Consider the following 19,086-nt stretch of genomic DNA (forward strand, 5'->3'; position numbering starts at 1 on the left):
ATGAAAACACTTCTCTTTTTAGCGTTCTTTTTATATACATCAGTATTGGTGAAAGCCCAATTCAAAATTACCTCTCCCGTGAAGTGGAGTTATGCAGCATCAAAAATAAAAAATTCGAAAGCTGTGGTTTACCTGAAAGCAACTATAGAGGATGGCTGGCATATTTATGCTCAGAATGGCGTACCAAAATCTCTCGAAACCAGTTTTATATTTTCGAAGGCAAACAATTATAAAATTGTTGGTTCTACAATAGAACCCAAGCCCGATGTTAAATTCGAAAAAGCATTGAAAGCGAATCTAAGTTATTTCGAAAAATCGGTTGTTTTTCAGCAAAAAGTCGAGCTCAGCAATACTAAGGCAGTAGTTAAAGGTAAACTCGAGTTTACGGTTTGCAATGCGAAGGAATGCAGGCCTGCTGAGGAGTTAGCATTTAGTATTCCTGTTGGATAAGGGAAGGCAAATTTCACGATGAATTTTAATTCAATTTCTATCGCTGATATCCTGATCGAAAAAACAGATGGTATAGTGGTGTTTTTCCTCCATTGATAACAGGAGGAAATAGATTAATTTGCGGTTTTAGAAACTTATCTTACCCATATACTGGCTGTTACATGCGCGGTTTCTATCGTTTGATAAGAAAGTTGCATAAACCGCGACCGTTGTTCCGGCTGGTCTGTAAGCTATCACAAAATCATGATGGCCATCTCCTCTTTCTGCACCGTTTAGGGTGCCTGTCAGCTCTGTATTACTTCCAATATAACAGACTAAAACTGCCAGCAGGTCGGTCGCTTTGGCACTGCCTGTTAAATTTGGCTCCCAGCTTAAGCGAAGGTTCCCGTGTTCGGTCATTTCCATCTTTAAATCCGTTACAGGGGGTAGATTCCCGCTACTGATTATAATTTTTTCATAGTTAATGCCATAATCCGGATATTCACCTATAATGATATCTTTATTGTAGTGGTGCGCAGCATTTTGGGCGGAGTGTGTCGCCGTTTGATTTTTAAAGGATACTGAAAAGAATTCAGTGAGCGGGTTTCGCCATTCGTTAAAAAACTTAAACCGCGCCCTGCTGGCCAGCTGTTTTAATGTAGGTGGTTTTGATGATGGCTTTGGTAAGCCTTTTATAAAGTCCTTGTTCCTTAAGCTATACCCGACAACAGAACCGACCTTTCCTGAGAAGCCACCGAGGGCTCCATTTTTGAGACGCGCCATAAAAAAGCTATTAGATAATTTAAATTTAATTAAAATCACGCGGATATAAAAATCGAATAAATGATTAAGAATATGGAGCGTTTCATCTGAATAAATACGAATTAGTCCGGTGGATCTCCGGTTAAGCTCCGGTTGAGTTCGCATGTGATTCAATTATTATAGTTGTAAAAACTGGAGGGATTTGGCAATTGAAATAATTCCCAAAATTTCCATATACGGGAATAATCACTTTATGTTACTTTTGCATACCATAGAAACCAACATGCTGCAGATTCAACAAAACATTTCGCTAAAACCTTATAATACTTTTGGGATTGATGTAAAGGCCACTTTTTTTGCCGAGGTATTTACTGAAGAAGATTTAAAAACTTTATTTGAAAGTGAAATATCAAAGTCCAATAAGCTTTTTATAATTGGTGGTGGCAGCAATGTTTTATTTACGCAGGATTACGATGGCCTGATTGTCAAAATGAGTATACAGGGGATCGAATCCAAATCTGATGGCGATACCGTTAAAGTTACTGCAGGCGCCGGTGTGATTTGGGACGACTTAGTTAACTATTGCGTTGCGCATCATTTTGCCGGCGTGGAAAATTTAAGCTTAATTCCCGGTACTGTTGGCGCATCCCCAATACAGAATATCGGCGCTTATGGCGTGGAACTTAAAGACGTTTTCGAAAGTTGCAGGGCTTTTGAAATTAAAACAGGTCAGATTAAAACTTTCACATATAGTGACTGTAACTTTGGCTACCGGGAAAGTATTTTCAAGGGTGACTTGAGAGGACAGTTTATTATAACATCTGTTACCTTTGCTTTAAAAACAGCAGCTGAAATAAATACATCTTACGGTGCAATAGAAACAGAACTCCATAAAAGAGGCATTTTAAATCCGGATATTGCCGATGTTTCCGCTGCGGTTTCCCACATCCGGGTAAGTAAATTGCCAGATCCCTCTACAATAGGGAACGCGGGTAGTTTCTTTAAAAACCCGGTTATTGAGAAACACGAATTTGCCGATGTTGTGGCTAAACACCCCGATGTGGTGCATTATCCTACAGCGGATGACAAAATAAAATTAGCAGCAGGCTGGCTGATTGAACAGTGCGGATGGAAAGGTAAAATTGCAGGCAATACTGGTACGTGGAAAAATCAGGCTTTGGTTTTGGTTAACCATGGCGGTGCAACTGGCACGGAAGTTTTTAATTTTTCTGAACAGATTATAGACAGTGTGAAGTCTACTTTTGGAGTCACTTTAGAACGTGAGGTAAATATCCTGTGACTTAAAGTTGCCTGAGGTGAGATTGGCGCCTTTGGCACCGTGCCAGAATTTTTTGGTACTAAGTTTGTTTCTGGTTTAACAGAATAGAATACAATTCATTTGTTTTTTTAATCTTATCCTAAAGCTAAACATCATGACAAAATTTGAATTCAATCATCTAGTTAACCACCACTCCGTATCACTTAGATCATATGCTTTAAATTTTACAAAAGATGCTGAAGATGCGAATGACCTTGTGCAGGACACGATGTTGAAAGCAATTACGTATTACAATAAATTTAAAGAAGGCACGAATTTGAAGGGGTGGTTGTTTACCATCATGAAAAACACTTTTATCAACAACTATCGTCGCTTAGTAAAAACAAATACTTTAATCACGCAGAGTGAAGATATATCCTCAGCAAACCTTTCTTTCAGTGCGACTAAAAACCAGGCTGAAGGCAAATTTGTTATGGGCGACATCGATAAAGCATTAACACAACTACCGGAAGAATATTATGTTCCGTTTATCCGTTACTTTGAAGGTTATAAATACCATGAAATTGCAGATATGCTGAACATTCCGATCGGAACAGTGAAAACACGTATACACGTTGCGAGAGGCATTTTAAAAAAATACCTTAAAACATATTCAAAAAATACCGCCGTTTCTGAAATGGTATAAAAGTACATCAACTGAAAAATGAAAGGTCTGGATTTGAAAATCCAGGCCTTTTTTTATTGCAGTGAAATTCATTTGACACGGAAGCACGGAATAATTGTTTAAACAGTTGTGCCTTTGCGGAGATCAGCGTTGTCAGCAGGAATTTTGGTTAGCCACATAAACACAGAAGACACGGAATATAAAGGTTTTAATTCTGCGGAAATCAGCGTTATCTGGGGGGATTTTATTTGCCACGGAAACACCGAATACACGGAATAATAGTTTTAGCTCGTTGTGTCTCTGCGGAAATCAGCGTTATCCGCGGGAAAATTATTGCCACGGAAACACGGGGATATGAAATTTGGGTTTTTGTTTATCATCTCGCGTTTGCGGGAATCAGCGTTGTCAGCAGGAAATTGGTTAGCCACAGAAACACCGAAGACAGGGAATAGGATTATTTTAATTAATCGTTCTTCTGCGGAATCAGCGTTATCTGGGGGAATTTTAAAAGGGGCGCGGATGCGTAACAAGGAAATAGCAATTGCTTTAAAAGCAAAAGGCCTGGAAAAATTCCTGGCCTTTTTGCTTATCATATATTTGGTTAGTTGATTCTTATCTTTTCTTTCAACAATTCGCCTTCTCTCTTATTTCGAAACAAATTAAAACCTCAAACAATTATGCGTTTACCGGCTTTTTAATAGTGTTTATGTTTTGTGGTTATAAAGATAAGGGAAATTTTAAATTTGTCAAGCTTTTTTTAACTTTTATTTAACTTTTTTTTTATTTCTTTTGCTACGACTTGTCCTGAGATGATTGCTGGGGGCACTCCGGGGCCTGGAACCGTAAGCTGTCCGGTATATAAAAGATTTGTTACCTTACTTTTCATGCTGGGTTTGAGGAAGGCCGTCTGTTTCAAGGTGTTCGCTAATCCATATGCGTTTCCCTTAAAAGCATGGTAGTCTCCGATAAAGTCGTTCATTGCATAGCTTCGTTTAAATAAAATATGACCGCTAATGTCGTTGCCGGTCTGTTCTTCAAAACGTTGAACCAATAAACCGAAGTAAGCTGTTCTTTTACTTTCGTTGTCTTCCAAACCCGGTGCAAGCGGAATCAAAAAGAACAGGTTTTCGCAACACGGTGGCGCTATGCCTGGATCTGTAACCGAAGGACAGCAAGCATAAAATAAAGGTTTCGACGGCCATTTTGCATCTGTATAAATTTCTTTTGCGTGTTCGTCGAAATTTTCATCGAAAAATAAATTATGGTGTTGGATGTTTTTAAGCTTTTTATTTACCCCGATGTAGAAAAGTAAACATGAGGGCGCCATTGTTCTGCTGTCCCAGTATTTTTCACCGTACTTTCTATGCGTTTTATCCAGCAAATTTTGTTCAATATGGTGGTAATCGGCATTGCCCACAATAAAGTTAGTTTTAAAGGTTCCGGCGTTGGTGATGACCTCCTCAGCAATGTTTCCATTAACCACAATTTTGTGTACCTCGGTATTGAACATAAATTTAACACCGGCTGTTTCAGCAATATTTTGCATAGCGGAAACGATTTTATGCATGCCGCCGATAGGATACCAGGTGCCTAAAATCAAATCCGCATAGTTCATTAAACTATACAGTGCTGGTGTGTTTTGTGGTGTAGCTCCTAAGAATAGTACGGGGAATTCGAGTAATTTCCTTAATTTCTCATTTTTGAATAGTTTATGTACGTGCTTACGCATGTTGCCCAGCAGTTGCAATTTTATACCGCTAATGGCCAGCCGCGGGTCAAAATACTCCATGATGCTATGTGATGGTTTGAAAACGTATTCATTCATGCCCACATCATATTTGTATTTTGCCTGCGCCAAAAATGAATCCAGGTTTTTGCTGCTGCCGGGTTCTAAATCTTCAAAAAGCTGGTACAAGGATTCTGTTGTAGCGGGAACATCTAATATGTCTTCTTTTCCAAAATAAATTCGGTATGAAGGGCTTAGTCTTTTCAGTTCATAGAAGTCGGCTGCTGTTTTTCCAAAAAGCTGATAAAAATTTTCGAATACGTCAGGCATCCAGTACCAGCTAGGGCCCATATCGAATGTAAATCCATCCTTTTCCCATACCCTTGCTCTTCCACCTGCCATTTCATTTTTTTCGAGCACCGTTACATCAAAACCATCTTTTGCTAATAAAGCAGCCGCTGCTAAGCCTGCAAAACCAGCTCCGATAACCGTGATTTTAGCTTTTTTATCCATCAGGTAAAGAAAGTGATTTTTGGTCGTTTTGTTTTATAGATTTTCAGGTTTTTATCTATTGAGATTTCAGTTGTCTGCCCGACTGTAGTGCAGCGCCGTACAGAGATCTTTTGACTGCTATGCCCTGGTTCGTGTCCTCAGGAAGCATAATGCCAGTACCTAATTCTACGGCGCAAATACCGAAACCAATACTTGCTGGTTTTTGAACCAGGGGCTATGGTTGAGGTTTTCGCTTTAAGATCCCCGCCTGCGCGGGAAAGACGGATTTAGTTTCCTCATCTCTACCCTGGTTCGTGTCCTCATGAAGCAACAATGCCAGTCCCTGGGACTATGGGATATATAACGAAACCAATACTTACCGGTTTTTGAACAAGAGGCTATGGTTGAGGTTTTCGCTTTAAGATCCTCGCCTGCGCGGGAAGACGGATTTAGTTTCCTCATCTGTGCCCTGGTTCGTGTCCTCACGAACCAACAATGCCAGTTCCTGAATCTACGGCGCGAATACCGAAACCAATACTTACTGGTTGGTGAACAAGAGGCTATGGTTGAGGTTGTCGCTTTAAGATTCCCGCCTGCGCGGGAAAGACGGACTGATTCTTCCTAATATAGGGCCGATAGCAGCCAGCCTCCTATGGCCTGTAAAACATAGACAGGGGCTTAGCTTTTCCACGGGATGCCAACTTGCTGCAAAACCAATTCGCTTTTCCTATCTTTGCCTGAATAAATGATAAAATTGCGAATTTTATTTCTAATGCTTTTTGCATTCACGAATGTATGTAAAGCTCAACTGTCGAAAAAAGAAATTTCGATTTTGAAAGCCGACCTAATCAGGGCTGTAGAAAATTCAAAGCTAACCGATTCTTTATATGATAAACTGGCTAGGCTGCCTGATAAGGGCGCGTTGATAAAAGCTTACAGCGGAACCTTAGAGGCGCTGAAAGCGAAACACTCGTGGAGTCCTTATAACAAAATTAAATACGTTAAGGCTTCCTTGAAAACCTTAAAGGAAGCAATAGATATGGATAGGGAAAATATGGAAATTCGTTTTATGCGCTTTTCTATAGAACATTACACACCAGGATTTTTGGGATTCAGCAAGGATTTGGATGGGGACAGGAAAGAGCTGATAAAACATTATAAAAACCGGAACTTTGGAGTCGCTGATACAGAAATTGTAAAAAATATAGCCGCATTTTTGATAAACAGTGAACGTTGTACAGCCGAAGAAATAAAGGTCTTAAAAAAGTTTAGCTAAAAATGAATTATACTTATCTGCTCATCAACATCGCTGTCATTTTCTTTCCCTTAATTTTATCCTTTGATAAAAAGGTGCATTTTTTCAGTAAGTGGAAATTTGCGTTGCCGGCCATCCTGATCACTGGGCTTGTTTTTTTGATATGGGATTTGCTTTTCGTTAAACTCCATGTCTGGTCATTCAACCCTGGCTATATCATTGGTGTTCAATTTTTTGGATTGCCACTCGAGGAGATTTTATTTTTTTTAACGGTGCCTTACGCCTGTATTTTTATTTACGAATGTCTGAATGCCTATTTTCCTAAAAACAATTTACAGAAGTACAGTTTTTCAATAAGTAACCTATTTTTAGGCTTGTGTATAGCGATTTTGTTTTTTGGCTACAACAGATGGTATACGCTAATTAACTTTGGCTTCTTATTCGTCGTGCTTGCCTATGTGGAATATCTAAATGTTGAACACAGGTTTATGTACAGGTTTTACCGGGCTTACCTGGTTTCGCTGGTTCCGTTTTATATTGTAAACGGATTTCTGACTTCCATTCCTGTTGTTATTTATAATGATAAACAAAACCTGGGTTTCAGAGTTGGAACGATCCCTTTTGAAGATCATTTTTATTTAATGGGATTGTTACTGATGAATGTTTATTTGTACGAGGTTTTTAAAAGTAAGGCGCAAAGAAATAGGAACGGTTAGTTTTTTGGAAATGAATGGAATTGGTTCTTGGCGGTTTCCGGTCCTGCTTTTCATTACAAGTCCGCACTCGTTCCTCGTTTACGGGCTTTCCATTTCAATCAGGTTTAACAACAAAGTTTCTGCGACTTGAAACCATTAAAATGAAACGCTATTTTTGCACAATAGCCCCGATTGAAGCGGGCATGAACCCGATTTTTATCGGGTGAGTAAAGCGAAAAGCGGGAAGAAACTTCTATTTTTGCACAGGCATTGCGCTTCACATAATACCATAACCAATGGATTTACCGGTTTATACCAAACAACAGCTCGCTTTGAGGAACGGACAGGATAAGCCGCAAATCTGGGTGGCTTATAAGGGTTTGATTTACGACATGACCGATAGCCGTTTGTGGCGAAATGGTAAACACTATGAGCATTGGGCTGGGCAGGATTTAACAGATGAATTGACGGATGCGCCACATACCTCCGCAGTTTTCGAAAAGTTTGAACCGATGGGGAAGTTGAAAGTATAAAGTATAAAGTATCGAGTATCAAGTATCAAGTATCGAGTATCAAGTTGAAGGTAAAAAGTTGAAAGCCGGTCGTTTAAAACCTTTAACTTTCAACCTTTAATTTTAACTATTTAAGCCTTTAAAGTTCTATTGTAAAGGCACTTAATTTTACAAATTCCTGGATTCTCGCTTCGATTTCCTCTTCAGTCAGGTTTAGTAATTTTTCCGTACCAAATTTCTCTACACAAAAAGACGCCAGGGCAGAGCCATAAATGATTGCATTCTTCATGTTATTAAAGCTAATGGTGCCCACTTTTGCTAAATAGCCAATAAAGCCACCTGCGAAGGTGTCGCCAGCACCTGTTGGGTCAAATACTTCTGCTAAAGGTAAGGCCGGAGCTGAAAATATCTGATCGTCGTGAAATAATAATGCGCCGTGTTCTCCTTTTTTTATAATAAGGTATTTTGGGCCCATAGTCAGGATTTTCTTTGCAGCTTTTACCAAGGAGTATTCTCCCGAAAGCTGGCGGGCCTCAGCATCATTAATTGTTAATACGTCAACCATTTTGATGGTTTCTAATAAATCGTCCATCATAATGTCCATCCAGAAGTTCATGGTGTCCATTACAATTAGTTTCGGGCGATTTTTTAGTCGCTTGATAACCGTCTGCTGAACTTGTGGTGTTAAGTTTCCTAACATTAAATATTCGCAATCCTGGTAGCTTTCCGGGATAACGGGATCGAAATTTTCCAATACGTTCAATTCGGTAATTAAAGTATCACGACTATTCATGTCGTTGTGGTATTTTCCCGACCAAAAGAAGGATTTTTCACCTGTTTTGATTTGTAAACCCTCGGTATCAATTCCATGTTCGGTAAAGGTATCAATGTCGGCTTTTTGGAAATCATCACCTACAACCGCTACAATTTTTGCTTTATTATAAAAGTAAGATGCAGCTAAACTAGCGTAAGTTGCGGCGCCACCAACAATTTTATCCGTTTTTCCAAATGGCGTTTCAATAGCATCAAAAGCTACAGTACCTATGATTATCAGGCTCATATATTTTAAATTGAATTTTTTTAAAAATTTTTCATTGCAAATATTGCATAAATAATTTAAAAGCCCTAATATTGCATTCCCAAAACGAACAAGGGTATATGTGCTGAAAAGTATAAACAACCTCGTTTTAGGAAACAACCAGCACTCCTTCTTAGCTCAGCTGGTTAGAGCATCTGACTGTTAATCAGAGGGTCGCTGGTTCGAGCCCAGCAGAGGGAGCAAAAATCCTCACAGTAATGTGGGGATTTTTTATGAAATTGATAATAAAAAAACCAGGATAAATATTCCTTCTTAGCTCAGCTGGTTAGAGCATCTGACTGTTAATCAGAGGGTCGCTGGTTCGAGCCCAGCAGAGGGAGCCTTAGTAGACAGGTCAGCAGAAATGCTGGCCTTTTGCTTTGTATAACCTTTCAAACCCCTCCTTTACGTTATTTTTAAAGTGGAAAAACGAATTTGTATTTTTGGTTTGATATTTGTTTTCTGAGTAAATGATTTTTTCGGGGAATATCGAACCAATTAATTTATTCTTCACATCTATATCACTTTCTAGATAGTGTTTCTTCAAATTAGTAATAAGAGAAATGCAATAGTTGAAGTGCTTTGAAGCCTCACTATTTGGCTCTTTAAATCTTCGATAGCCTTTAGTTTGTCCACAATGATTCCTAGATACCTTGCGCATGCATCTTTAAATTGATTATCGTCTATTTTCTGAGAAAAATATTTGTCCTGCACTGCATTAAGTTGTTCTTCTCTTTCTTCTACCTCCTTCATCAGCTTTTTGACTTGCATTTTATTGTTTTTGAAACCGCCCTTATATTCTTTTTTAAAAATTGTTGAAATCCATCAATTTCAGAATAGAAAAATAGTAAAATCCTTTTCAAATGAGTCTGGTAGTCTAAAAAATTGGCTGTGTTTTTTTTTGAACTCCGTTAGTTCCGCGATAGTAATTTGTTTGTTCATACCCTTATATTATGTATCTATAAAAGATTACATTGATGTAAGCAAATTAATTTTTATCCTCAGTTTTTTAGTTTAAGGTTTTGTGAATCACAAATACTCTCAGTTTAGGCATCTGTTAAACAACTCTTGAAGAAATCCAAAAGTTTGTTTATAATTATAGAATAAAACACTCTCTTTATGATCTTAACTGCTTTCAACACGGATTATACCTTTTTAATTATTGCTGGTATATCTTTGGTGCTTCTACTTATAATTTACCTAATTAAGAAATATGTAAAAATTCTTTCTACTGTTTCTGAAGTATTCAAACTTGTATTCGACTATTTTTATGTTGTCCTTATTCCAATACCTATCTTGTATTTGTGTTATTATTATTTGTTTTTTTCTAATGGAAAACCGGAGACATATATATTCAATAGCATAGAACTCATAAAAGATTTAAAAAATTTATCATTTTGGTTTTTTACTGCAGGAGTGTTTTCCGCAGCTTCAAAATTGATTAGTAACCTTGTGATTTTCAAGAACCAGTTTAAGAAAGTTATTTTATCTTCTGAATTTGATGAATTGCTAACACAAAAATTAGAAGTATTAACCTTTTCAGATGAAAATTTAAGTAGACAAACTAATCTAGATGAAATTTGGCGTAAGGTTACACTTTGTAAATATCAAAAATCTTTTCCTCACCTTATGACGAAGTTGCATGAGAATCTTGAAAATGAATTGTTTGAGGAAAACAATTTGACATGCTATTATAAAAATCTAAGAATCCAAGCAAACATTGAACTCTTATCAGGGGATTTAGTAAAGATTACAGAGATATCTAGTTGTACTGTAGTTACAAACTCAAAGGAGCCTGTCGATATGACTTTTTTTGTTAGATCCGAAATAGATGACTCATCTGATGTATTTACGATGTTAGATCCTGAAAGGACTAAAGTTGATGGAAAACAATTTGATTCAAAAACATTTAAAAGTCTTACCGAAACAACGAATGTTGGAAAGCATGTAAAATATTATACACATAAATTAGAGGGAAAAACGGAATATCATATTGAAAGGTGTATAATAATGCAACAAAATCTAAGTGTTGACCGAGTGTATGCTTTTGCAAGTGCGAAAATTATTGATGATTTATATATACATTTGCAACCCGATAAGCATTTGGATGTTCAATTTAGTGGTGTTGGTAAAAATGTCTTTAAAAACGATAATATGAAAGTAGATGGTCAGACGTTTGTAAATAGAGATCTTTTAATGCCAGGTGAAAAATTTAAAGTCTTTATTTTTAAAAAATAATTATTTATAATTGTTAAAAATAACACTATATTTAAAATAGAAAACAAAATATACCTCCAATCGGTTATAAAACTAATCAAAAATGAAAATTATGAAAAGTAAAAAATTAATGGGTGTAACTGGAATGTAATTCAATTCCCCAATTGTAATAGGATAGAAGAGACTTTAGTTTAGTCTCTTTTTTTTATATTAATTTTGGTGTTATTGAAGTCTAAAAATCAAATAGCCTCACTAAAAAATAAATATTTAAGAGCTAACTAAAAAACAGTTCCGTCCGGCCCGCATAGTAAAATATAAACCCTTGTAAATTGATTATTTGCAAGGGTTTACGTTTTTTGGGGGATAATTGGGAGGACAGAATTATTAGGGATTTTTAAAAGATGCCAGTAATACGAGTCCCGATTTGTAGAGATAACAGCTTATTTGTATGGCTCATAGTCTTCATCTAAAGGAAACACCCCCCCTTCATGTAAGTATTCCCAAGTATTGCTGCCATCTTCAAACGGTTTCGATTGCCAGTAATTACGGATGTATAAAGTATTTCTGTCTCTGGCATATTCTTCAAACCATCGGTAGTCCATTTTAATTATTCTAGCACGTACAGCAATTCGTAAAATAATAACTTTCGGCTCTTCCATATGGTGTTTTGAAACATTCTTGCCATATTATCATCAGAATCTTCTGAATAGTCCATTAAATAAATAGCTGAAAGCCTGCTTGGCGCCAGTCACATTCCTCACGTCTTACTTTTTCAGATTTTAGTTCAATTTCAGCCATATCTAACATCTTCAGTTCTATTTCATTAAAACCCGGCACCTTAGTTTTCCGAAGTTTTGAAGCTTCAATCGCATTTCGATACCCTCTAGGAGACATAAACTCATTTTTTGATTGAGAACTGCTTAAGTCTGACAAACGAATCATCTGCCCTGTTCAAGCGGATAACGGAAAAAGTGTATGGTATCTGTCTAAGCTCACTTTAAAACTAATCTAGAAGACGCGCTTTTCTTTTAAAGTTATATGTATAATCTTTTGAAATATACCTTAAAAAGCTTTCATGGTTTTGGCTAAATCAAATGCAGATTCGGATAAATCCATTCAATTAAAGCAGCAGGTACGGCTTTAAAGAATGGATCTGTTTATTGGATGTTTGACAGCGAACGGGCCTGCATTAATGCAGTAGGCGCTTTGCCGAACTTTTTCTTGAAAGAATGAGAGAAGTGCGACAAACTTTCAAAGCCCAGGTCGAGGTAGATGGCAGATGGTGTTAAATGTTTGTTTTCAATAAGATGCTTCGCTTCATTTAGCCGTTTATTCTGAAGCCAGTGGCGGGGCGGAGTACCAAATGTCTTCATGAAATCCCGTTTAAAGGCTGCCAGGCTGCGGCCTGTCAGTTGTGCAAACTTTTCTACAGGAACGTTAAAATGAAAATTATGCAGCATGAATTTTTCCAGATCGATTTTGTGAGGCATGTCCGTTATGAAAGATCGCTCCAAATTTAACGCTGATAAAAGCGTCGTCACGCCTCCCTTTTATGGCTTTTCCTACCAGTATCTCATTATGGCCAGCGCCGTAAAAGTCGCCGGTGTTCAAAAAATTAATGCCGTTATCCAATGCTTCATGGATCGTAGCAATGCTTTCCGTCTCGTCAGGGGTAGATCCACCCCATATAGACGACATACGCATACAGCCCAAACCAAGTTTGGACACTAGAGGGCCATTTTGGCCTAACTGAATTTTTGTGCTGTTTGTCATGATTTAAAGGTCTGAATTTAAATCATATAGAATTTGCCTGCGCGGCTCATAATACATGTCTCTACGGCTCATTAATAGCCTTATGCCATTTACAACATTGCATGGAGATATGATATACGGAATATAAGTAAGGCGGATATTTTATATAAGAGATTGTTTAATGCTAATTTTCGCACAAACAGACCAGTTATAAGAATTTACGGTAGGCAAGTTTCACATCTCGTGAAAGCAATACCGTTTTCATAAGATATCGAACCGAGGCTGGAAAATACCGCTTTTTTATCGACATAGTTATCGGATGATGGGAAAAGAAATAAATGCTGACCCAAACTACTGGATTTTAATTTTATACAGTCTCTTGCGTTTGGTTCAGTTAGCTAACAACATCTCGCATTTCAACGATTCATTTTGCCTGTTTATCGAAAGCCACAGGGTTTCAAGCCGATACTTTAGCACTTTTAAATCATGAAAAGAGCAATATCGCTTAAATAAAATCTTGAATCATGAAAGCTAACATTGGAATTACAGAAAAAAACACAGACGCAGTTGCTGCAGAATTGGCTAAATTATTGGCAGACGAATTTGTGTTGTACACCAAAACAAGAAATGCACATTGGAATGTTACAGGTGATAATTTTCACGCAAACCATATTTTCTTCGAAAACCAGTACAAACAACTCGATGAATTAACTGACAGTTTTGCAGAGCGAATGCGTAAAATAGGCCATTTTGCACCTGCAACGATGAAAGCTTATCTAGAACTCACTCATCTTACAGAATACAGCGAAAGAACTAATGATGGATTGGGTTATATGGCAGACCTCCTGAGGGATCATGAAAGCATCATCGAATTTTTACGCGGTAATATCGTTCCTTTTGCAGAAAAATATAAAGACTACGGTACCAGTGATTTTATTACCGGACTGATGGAAATACATGAGGAAATGGCCTGGATGATCCGCTCTTACTTCAGATAGTTGACCTGGAAAAGGATAAAATAAATGGAATCGTTATATTTGTGTAAATCACAAGTAAACCATCTCCATGAAAGCTCTGATCGTTGATGACAATGATATCGCAAGAACTACTTTGGCCCATTTGGCAAAACAAATCCCGAATCTCGTCATTGTAAATGAATATAATAATGCCATAGAAGCCTATAACCATTTGCAGAACAATCAGGTCGATTTGATATTTCTGGATATTGAGATGCCGGAAATGACCGGAATAGAACTGACCAGGAACCTGGTAGGCAAGGATATCGTTATCATTTTTACATCCTCAAAAACGGAATATGCGCTCGAAGCTTTTGAACTGAATATCGCTGATTACCTGTTAAAACCCTTTACGCCCGCGCGGTTTTTACAGGCCGTTAGTAAAGCACAGACTATATTAGACAGTAAGAAAGAACATGTGCAGTTCGATAAGGAAGAGTTCATCTTTGTCAGAGATTCAAACATTACCAGGCGCTTGAGTTTGGATGATATTTATTATGCCGAAGCAATGGGTGATTACGTGAAGTTCTACACCTCAGAAAAAATGTTTGCCATACATGGTACGATGAAAGCTGCTGAAGAACGCCTATTGAAGAATAATTTTATTAGAGTCCATCGTTCTTATATCATAGCGGTTGGTAAAATAGATACACTCCAGGATGGCGGGGTCGTAATTAATGGGAAATTTATTCCGGTTGCCGACGCTTATCGAAAAGCACTCAATACAAGAATGAATGTTTTTTAAGTTGAGGCGTTACTGTGACGCGGCCATGTAATGAATTTGACCTAAGGCGTTCCTCTCATCAACTTATACTTTAGTTTATGATCAATATTTCTACAGTGATGGGCAATAAACGTTTTGCTTACCTGATTGTATTTACATTCATTGCAGATTCTATCCTCCTGATTGCGTTGCAAATCAATTCGGCCCAGAATACCAGAGCACTGATAAATAACAACAACATACTATTAAAGGAACTGCGTTCAAGCAACCACCTGAGGGAGATTGATAGAGACATCTTGGGTGTAGAAAGCCGAATAAGAGCCTCTATAGCCACAAATGATACGACTCACCTCGAAGGAGTAGACCAGAAAGTAAACCAGGTAGAAAACTTTCTCGATTCACTTTCAAAAGATAATGTTGACGTAAGGGAAGAAGAGCTGATTCGCCGGCTAAGCGAGCTAACATTGGACAAAAAAATAGTTAAGGAGCAGCTTTTGCATCGCTACCATACTGTTGGAAACATGGACGATCGTAGTTCCATTGCCAATCCTCGGGCGAGAAAAATTTCCAACGAAATTACATCAATTACGGCGAAAATTTATGAAAGCCGGCAATTGAACATGGTCAAACTGAGCCGGCGGAGCGAAGAAATGGGGAGCAAAGCAAGGCGCTATGATATTTCCATACTGGCCTTACTTGTATGGAGTGGCGCCATCATCGGATACCATATCGTGCGCCAATTTCGCAGGCAACATGTACTGATAAAGGAACTGGCTATTGCTGAGCAGAAAGCATCGGTGGCTGCACAGACAAAAGAAAATTTTCTGGCCAACATGAGCCATGAAATCAGAACCCCTTTAAGCGGTATTTTAGGTTTTACCAATTTACTGCAAAAAAGGCCTTTGGATGCGACTTCTACAGAATTTGTATCTTCGATTCAGCGTTCAGGAGAGAATCTGATGGCCATCATTAATGACATTTTAGACCTTTCCAAAATTGAGGCGGGCATGATGCGCATTACCCCGGGAACCTTCAGTATAAATGGTTTAATCAATTCTTTGGAAACGCTTTTCATTGAACGTGCAAAAGAAAAAGGCTTAACCATTTCCAGCAAGATAGATCCATCTATTTCTGATACATTAACCGGCGATGCCACAAGATTAACACAGATTTTAGTCAATCTGATTGGCAATGCGATTAAGTTTACCCAGCATGGAGGAATCAATATTGACGTCGATAAAAAAGAACAAACGGCCGGCAAAATAACGGTTCGTTTCAAGGTTTCTGATACAGGAATAGGGATTGATAAGGAGAAATTAAATGAAGTTTTTGAACGTTTTAACCAGGGAGAAGATTCGACGACACGAAATTATGGGGGAACCGGCCTCGGCTTGTCTATTGCAAAAAACCTTATTTTATTGCAAAACGGGAATATCGAAGTAAGCAGCGAACAAGGAAAAGGGACGACTTTTAGTTTTTATATTCCTTATGGCATTGCTGAGAATCAACTCCCTGAAATACCCGCTGTAAATACCAGTTATTTTAAGGATAAATCAAATGCGCCCTTAAGGGTGCTGGTTGTCGATGATAATGCCATTAATCAGAATTTAATGCAGCACTTATTATCGCAATGGAATATCCATTTTGATATGGTATCCAATGGTTTGGAGGCAATTGAACAACTTAACGGGAAAACCTACGACCTCGTGCTGATGGATATCCAAATGCCAAAAATGGATGGATATGCAGCCACGCAACATATACGCGATGTGCTGAAATCAGAAATTCCCATCATCGCAATGACGGCGCACGCAATGGCAGGAGAAAGAGAAAAATGCCTCAGCCGCGGCATGAATGAATACATATCCAAGCCGATAAATGAGGAAGAATTATTTAAACTGATATCCGGATTCGGACTTGAGGAAGCACAACAAAAAGAAAAAAAAGCGGTGGAAATCACTACCGACTTTCAGTATCTTGATTTTAGCTATATGCATTCCATAAGCGGTGGGGATGCAGATTTTGAAAAAACCGTTACCCAACAATTTATTGATAAGGTACCCCTTCATTTGGAGGAATTTATGACAGCTTATCAAAGCCATGATTTCACAACTGTAAACCACAGGGCTCATGATTTTAAAACCAGTATCGCCATGATGGGATTATTGACAATCTTAGAGGAAAAACTGGATATGCTTGAACTTGCAACCGAACAAAAGGCTTCATTACAGCAAGTTTTAGAAGATTTGAAAAGTATTTTAACCATTGCTGTCGCTGAAGCTAAAAAATTTTTACAACAATTATAAAAGACAAAAAAATGGATTTATTTTCACCCATAACCTTTCGCGGTCTCACTTTAAAAAATAGGATTGTATTATCCCCTATGCAGCAATACAGTGCAAAAAACGGAATCCCGGGAAATTGGCATCTGGTACATCTCGGCAGTCGTGCCGTTGGTGGTGCAGGTTTGATCATTACTGAATGTACTGCCGTATCTCCTGAAGGGCTGGCGACCTTAAGCGATGTAGGCATCTGGAATGACGAGCAAAAAAATGCCTGGAAAACCATTGTTGATTTTGTTCATGAACAGGACAGCAAAATTGGTATTCAGCTTTGGCATGCAGGAGGAAAGGGCAGTCTTAAGCACCCTAATGAAGGTATGAAACCTTTAAGCCTGGAAGAAGGCGGTTGGGTAGTGAAAACCTGTTCTGCAACTGAACTGAATGGTGTACGCTCGCAGGAACTAACGATTGCTGAGATTGATGAACTAAAAATGAAGTTTGTTGATGCTGCAATCCGGGCTGTTAAAGCCGGTTTTGATACGATTGAAATTCACGCCGGCCACGGTTATTTGTTTCACCAGTTCTATTCAGCAGTGATTAACAAAAGGCAGGATGAATATGGCGGGACCTTTGAAAACCGCATCCGTCTTTTAGTGGATACCGTAAGGGATGTAAGAAAAGCAATTCCAGAGGGCATGCCATTGCTGGTTAGAATCTCAGCAGTAGATTACATAGATACTGCAGAAGCATGGACATTAGAAGATAGTATCACCCTTTCCAGAATACTGAAAGAAAAGGGAGTGGATTTCATTACCGCATCTGGCGGAGGATTTACAAATGTAAGCCGTGATAAGGTTTTTCCGGGCTACCAGGTTCCTTTTGCAACTGCCATCAAAGAACAAGTGGGCATTGCTACAGGCGCTGTTGGCATGATTACCGATGCAACACAAGCAAATGAAATTATATCTAATGATAGAGCAGATTTGGTTGTCATTGCCAGGGAGCATTTGCGGGATCCTTATTTTGCTATCCATTCGGCTAAAGAACTGGAAATGGACATCGAAATACCATGGCAATATAAAAGAGCTTTCAATTAGTTTTCTTAACTATTCTCCCTATGGAAAATCCAGGTGCCTCAGTCGTAATTACCCACCACATACTGGAAGGTAAACAAAAAGAATACGAAAAATGGTTAGATGAAATCTTACCCATTTCTAAGCATGCGGCAGGTTTTATCGATTTGCAGATCGTAAGGCCTATTCCCAAATTAACATTTGTTTATACTGTTATTATTCGCTTTGATACCATTGACAATCTTAAAAGCTGGATGGAATCTGGAGACCGGAAACAACTCATTGAAAAGGCAAACCCTTTTTTCAGAAAGAATGACAGATATCAAATAAAATCTGGCCTGGATTTTCTTTTCAATGCCGAACATGAAGGGCATAAAGTACCGGTACGCTGGAAACAATACCTGGTTACCTGGTCGGCAATTTATCCCTTATCCCTAATTATTCCGGTTTTGTTGATGCCATTTTTAAGATGGCTCGGCATTCCGGTTAATCATTATTTTGATGCTTTTATAAATTCTGGTTGCATAGTTTTACTGATGGTTTATGTAGTGATGCCAAATTACACCAGGCTGATTAAAAAATGGCTGTTTAGCTGAGCAACAATAGCTAAAAGTAATTATTACCATTATATCTAAATGATCGCCACTATATTTCGGTGATTGTTGTTTTTAGAGGGGTTTTAGCTCAGCCCTTTTCACCAAGCAAATTATATTTTTATACGTTGTCATTCCCAATTTAATTGGGAACCATGAAGAGCTCATGAATGCCTTTGAAGAAAGAAAAACCTATGAATAATCCTAATGCTATCGCATAGCGCTTTCAGATTCCCGCCTGCGCGAGAATGACGGGAAACGAAATAAAATTCTGACTATACTACTAGATTTTACTTTCGATTCAGCCTCTTTTTGTTTAAGCACAGTTTCAGCTTATCCCATCTTACATTTCCAACGATTCTTTTTGCCTGTTCACCGAATGACGAATTAAAAGCCTCTGATTCTACGGTAGATTTACAGCAGGATAACAAAAACTACTTAATCAACCAAAATCTAAGCGTAAATTCATACATCCGAGTGTGTCTTTGTTATGATTATTACAGGTTAAGATTATAGAATTTGCTAGACTAATTTGAT

At 38.1% G+C, this 19,086-nt stretch carries 21 protein-coding genes and 2 tRNA genes; 15 read left to right on the plus strand and 8 right to left on the minus strand.

From position 1 onward, the window contains the following. On the plus strand, positions 1-450 hold the full coding sequence (locus ASF92_RS03840) for a protein-disulfide reductase DsbD domain-containing protein (protein WP_056088025.1): 450 nt from the start codon (positions 1-3) through the stop codon (positions 448-450). A gap of 126 nt (positions 451-576) precedes the next feature. On the opposite strand, the gene ASF92_RS03845 is transcribed toward ASF92_RS03840, so the two are convergent. Then, complete coding sequence (locus tag ASF92_RS03845; RefSeq protein ID WP_157263702.1) at positions 577-1,212, minus strand: DUF6266 family protein; 636 nt, start codon at positions 1,210-1,212, stop codon at positions 577-579. 262 nt (positions 1,213-1,474) lie between these two features. Between ASF92_RS03845 and murB the strand changes: the two genes are divergently transcribed. The 3 genes from murB to ASF92_RS03860 all read left to right on the plus strand — a co-directional run bounded on the left by murB (position 1,475) and on the right by ASF92_RS03860 (position 3,743). Continuing rightward, the gene (gene murB / locus ASF92_RS03850) at positions 1,475-2,491 is read left to right on the plus strand and encodes a UDP-N-acetylmuramate dehydrogenase (protein ID WP_157263726.1); all 1,017 of its coding nucleotides are present in this window, start codon (positions 1,475-1,477) and stop codon (positions 2,489-2,491) included. A gap of 133 nt (positions 2,492-2,624) precedes the next feature. Continuing rightward, positions 2,625-3,155, plus strand: a complete 531-nt coding sequence (locus ASF92_RS03855; protein WP_056088036.1) for an RNA polymerase sigma factor — start codon at positions 2,625-2,627, stop codon at positions 3,153-3,155. 333 nt (positions 3,156-3,488) lie between these two features. Continuing rightward, positions 3,489-3,743 (plus strand): hypothetical protein, encoded by a 255-nt coding sequence (locus tag ASF92_RS03860; RefSeq protein ID WP_056088039.1) that lies wholly within the window; start codon positions 3,489-3,491, stop codon positions 3,741-3,743. 148 nt (positions 3,744-3,891) lie between these two features. On the opposite strand, the gene ASF92_RS03865 is transcribed toward ASF92_RS03860, so the two are convergent. Beyond that, the gene (locus ASF92_RS03865; RefSeq protein ID WP_056088042.1) at positions 3,892-5,373 is read right to left on the minus strand and encodes an NAD(P)/FAD-dependent oxidoreductase; all 1,482 of its coding nucleotides are present in this window, start codon (positions 5,371-5,373) and stop codon (positions 3,892-3,894) included. Between the two features lie 751 nt (positions 5,374-6,124). Between ASF92_RS03865 and ASF92_RS03870 the strand changes: the two genes are divergently transcribed. The 3 genes from ASF92_RS03870 to ASF92_RS03880 all read left to right on the plus strand — a co-directional run bounded on the left by ASF92_RS03870 (position 6,125) and on the right by ASF92_RS03880 (position 7,835). After that, a complete protein-coding gene (locus ASF92_RS03870; RefSeq protein WP_056088045.1) occupies positions 6,125-6,628 on the plus strand; it encodes a hypothetical protein in 504 nt (167 codons plus the stop codon). A gap of 2 nt (positions 6,629-6,630) precedes the next feature. Continuing rightward, positions 6,631-7,323, plus strand: a complete 693-nt coding sequence (locus tag ASF92_RS03875; protein ID WP_056088048.1) for a lycopene cyclase domain-containing protein — start codon at positions 6,631-6,633, stop codon at positions 7,321-7,323. A 275-nt stretch (positions 7,324-7,598) separates the two neighbouring features. Further along, entirely contained in the window at positions 7,599-7,835 is a 237-nt protein-coding gene (locus ASF92_RS03880) for a cytochrome b5 domain-containing protein (protein WP_056088051.1), read from the plus strand. Positions 7,836-7,953: 118 nt separating this feature from the next. Here the strand turns inward: ASF92_RS03880 and ASF92_RS03885 are convergent, their stop codons facing one another. Then, positions 7,954-8,874: a PfkB family carbohydrate kinase gene (locus ASF92_RS03885; protein WP_056089148.1), complete on the minus strand. Its 921-nt coding sequence runs from the start codon at positions 8,872-8,874 to the stop codon at positions 7,954-7,956. A gap of 145 nt (positions 8,875-9,019) precedes the next feature. Here ASF92_RS03885 and ASF92_RS03890 point away from each other — a divergent pair. Beyond that, positions 9,020-9,093: transfer RNA gene (locus tag ASF92_RS03890), tRNA-Asn, on the plus strand. Positions 9,094-9,159: 66 nt separating this feature from the next. After that, positions 9,160-9,233, plus strand: a tRNA-Asn gene (locus ASF92_RS03895). A 202-nt stretch (positions 9,234-9,435) separates the two neighbouring features. Here the strand turns inward: ASF92_RS03895 and ASF92_RS03905 are convergent. After that, complete coding sequence (locus tag ASF92_RS03905; RefSeq protein WP_056088057.1) at positions 9,436-9,663, minus strand: hypothetical protein; 228 nt, start codon at positions 9,661-9,663, stop codon at positions 9,436-9,438. A 348-nt stretch (positions 9,664-10,011) separates the two neighbouring features. Here ASF92_RS03905 and ASF92_RS03910 point away from each other — a divergent pair, with 348 nt between their 5' ends. Then, positions 10,012-11,130, plus strand: coding sequence for a hypothetical protein (locus ASF92_RS03910; protein ID WP_056088060.1), 1,119 nt, complete (start codon positions 10,012-10,014; stop codon positions 11,128-11,130). Positions 11,131-11,549: 419 nt separating this feature from the next. Here the strand turns inward: ASF92_RS03910 and ASF92_RS03915 are convergent, their stop codons facing one another. From ASF92_RS03915 to ASF92_RS20755, 4 genes are all read right to left on the minus strand, one after another. Further along, positions 11,550-11,768 (minus strand): hypothetical protein, encoded by a 219-nt coding sequence (locus tag ASF92_RS03915; RefSeq protein ID WP_056088064.1) that lies wholly within the window; start codon positions 11,766-11,768, stop codon positions 11,550-11,552. Positions 11,769-11,823: 55 nt separating this feature from the next. Then, positions 11,824-12,051 (minus strand): hypothetical protein, encoded by a 228-nt coding sequence (locus ASF92_RS03920; RefSeq protein WP_157263704.1) that lies wholly within the window; start codon positions 12,049-12,051, stop codon positions 11,824-11,826. 215 nt (positions 12,052-12,266) lie between these two features. Continuing rightward, a complete protein-coding gene (locus tag ASF92_RS03925; RefSeq protein ID WP_231729734.1) occupies positions 12,267-12,569 on the minus strand; it encodes an AraC family transcriptional regulator in 303 nt (100 codons plus the stop codon). Then, positions 12,559-12,882: an aldo/keto reductase gene (locus ASF92_RS20755; protein ID WP_231729735.1), complete on the minus strand. Its 324-nt coding sequence runs from the start codon at positions 12,880-12,882 to the stop codon at positions 12,559-12,561. The genes ASF92_RS03925 and ASF92_RS20755 overlap by 11 nt, the downstream gene beginning before the upstream one ends. A 503-nt stretch (positions 12,883-13,385) precedes the next feature. Between ASF92_RS20755 and ASF92_RS03930 the strand changes: the two genes are divergently transcribed. The 5 genes from ASF92_RS03930 (at position 13,386) to ASF92_RS03950 (ending at position 18,552) form a co-directional block, all read left to right on the plus strand. Further along, complete coding sequence (locus ASF92_RS03930; protein WP_056088070.1) at positions 13,386-13,859, plus strand: Dps family protein; 474 nt, start codon at positions 13,386-13,388, stop codon at positions 13,857-13,859. 67 nt (positions 13,860-13,926) lie between these two features. Continuing rightward, complete coding sequence (locus tag ASF92_RS03935) at positions 13,927-14,622, plus strand: LytTR family DNA-binding domain-containing protein (protein WP_056088071.1); 696 nt, start codon at positions 13,927-13,929, stop codon at positions 14,620-14,622. A gap of 77 nt (positions 14,623-14,699) precedes the next feature. Further along, entirely contained in the window at positions 14,700-16,907 is a 2,208-nt protein-coding gene (locus tag ASF92_RS03940) for an ATP-binding protein (RefSeq protein ID WP_056088074.1), read from the plus strand. Between the two features lie 11 nt (positions 16,908-16,918). Then, the gene (locus tag ASF92_RS03945) at positions 16,919-17,980 is read left to right on the plus strand and encodes an NADH:flavin oxidoreductase/NADH oxidase (protein ID WP_056088076.1); all 1,062 of its coding nucleotides are present in this window, start codon (positions 16,919-16,921) and stop codon (positions 17,978-17,980) included. 20 nt (positions 17,981-18,000) lie between these two features. After that, positions 18,001-18,552, plus strand: coding sequence for a hypothetical protein (locus ASF92_RS03950; protein WP_056088079.1), 552 nt, complete (start codon positions 18,001-18,003; stop codon positions 18,550-18,552). Positions 18,553-19,086: the final 534 nt, after the last annotated feature.

Origin of the sequence: Pedobacter sp. Leaf176 (assembly GCF_001424305.1) — a bacterium.
GTDB lineage: Bacteria > Bacteroidota > Bacteroidia > Sphingobacteriales > Sphingobacteriaceae > Pedobacter.